Here is a 1,982-nt window from a genome sequence, read left to right as displayed (position 1 = left end):
TCTCTTCACTCAGTTCAAACCATTCCATCTCGGATTCTTCTAAACCGACTTTATGTGTTGCCTGCTCATCCATCAATTCTTTCAACTTGGCTTTATTTTCAGCTTGATAAATCTCTGGGGCAGCGAGTTTCTCTTCGAGCTCAGCTAAAGCTTCTTGGTGCTTCTCCATCGCCTTTTCTGCGGTTTTGAGCTTTTTCTTCAGTGGGCTCAATTTCTGACGAAGCTCCGCAGCGATACGCTTGCGTTCCTTTTTATCTTCCGCTGATTCATTTTGCTTGTCTGCACTGTCTGTCTCTACAGTTTCAGTTTTACTCGACTCTTTATGGAAGTCTTGCAACCAAACTTCGTAATCGTGCAGGTCGCCTTTAAACTCTTCGACTTTCCCGTTTGCCACCAGCCAGAAGGTGTCGACGGTATTCTTTAGTAAATGACGATCATGCGAAACTACCAATATTGCTCCCTGGAAAGCCTGCAAAGCCATCGTCAGCGCATGACGCATTTCCAAATCCAAGTGGTTAGTCGGTTCATCAAGCATTAGAAGGTTTGGTTTCTGCCAAGCAATAATCGCCAAAGCCAAGCGAGCTTTTTCTCCACCCGAGAAACGCTCGATGGTCTCCAATGCAGCGTCGCCTCTAAAATCAAAACCACCTAAAAAGTTACGAATTTCTTGATCCGTCGCTTTTGGGTTAATTCTCTGCAAGTGCAAGAAAGGGCTCGCGCTCAGATCCAAGGCTTCCAACTGGTGCTGGGCAAAATAGCCAATTCGAAGGTGCTCTCCTTCTGCACGCTGACCACTAAGCTGAGCTAAATCACCTACCAGGCTTTTGATTAAAGTCGACTTACCGGCACCGTTTGGCCCTAGAAGGCCTACTCGTGTACCCGGTAAGATGCTGGTAGTAAAATCTTCGAGCACTGCTTTCTGCTCATAGCCCAAGTCTGCTTTTTGAATGCTTAGTAATGGGCTAGATATTTTGTCGCTCTCAGGAAAGCTAAAGTTAAACGGTGAATCAATATGAGCCGGGGCAATAAGCTCCATTCTAGCAAGTTCTTTAACACGACTCTGAGCCTGTTTTGCCTTGGTCGCTTTCGCTTTAAAGCGATTTACAAAAGACTGAATTTCGCTAATACGCTGCTGCTGCTTTTCATACTGAGATTGCTGCTGAGCAAGCTTTTGAGCACGCTGCGTCTCGAACTCACTATAAGTTCCTGTATATTGATTCAGCTGCTTGTGTTCGAAGTGAAGAATATGTGTCGACACGGCATCAATGTCACGGTCATGAGAAATGAATAACACCGTACCTTCGTAACGTTTCAGCCATTGCTCCAGCCAGAGCATCGCATCTAGATCCAAGTGGTTCGTCGGCTCATCCAGCAACAATAGGTCAGAAGGGCACATCAGTGCTTGCGCCAAATTCAAACGAATTCGCCAACCACCAGAGAAGTCATTAACCGGGCGCTGCATGTCTTTCTGATCAAATCCCAAACCATGCAGTAACTTTTCCACGATAACTGGTGCTTCATAGGCACCTATGTGCTCCAGCTCTCCATGGAGTTCAGCAATTTTATGGTCATCGTGTGCGGCTTCAGCTTGTTTTAATTCAGCCTCCAGACTACGGAGCTGCTGATGGCCATCGAGCACATAATCTTTAGCCGTTCGCTCTCCTGCTGTGACTTCCTGAGCCATATGAGAAACACGGCAGTTACCGGGCAAAGAATAGGCACCCGAATCCGGGCTAAGTTCGCCTAAGATAAGTTTAAACAAGCTTGTTTTTCCTGCCCCGTTGGCGCCAATAATCGCCACACGTTGACCGGCATGCACAAGGGCATTCGCCTCGGCTAATAAAGGCTCCGGGCCTCTTCGTAGGGTCAATGCATCGATCTTTAACATTCAGGAAACCTGCCTTTACTGATAAGATATGTCTGGATGGCGCAGACGGTAGCGGATATCCTACGCAACATCAATCCTAAGATGCCGATAAATT

The 1,982-nt window shown here is 46.8% G+C and carries 1 protein-coding gene; it reads right to left on the bottom strand.

Translation table 11 applies throughout. The annotated features are described in order from the left end of the window. A partial coding sequence (locus tag A3761_RS22085; RefSeq protein WP_068750889.1) for an ATP-binding cassette domain-containing protein occupies positions 1-1,888 on the bottom strand: 1,888 nt, incomplete at its 3' end. Between the last annotated feature and the right edge of the window lie 94 nt (positions 1,889-1,982).

This window comes from Oleiphilus sp. HI0123, from assembly GCF_001635315.1.
Note: the sequence above shows the minus strand (reverse complement) of the source record. Positions and strands in the feature narration are given on the sequence as shown.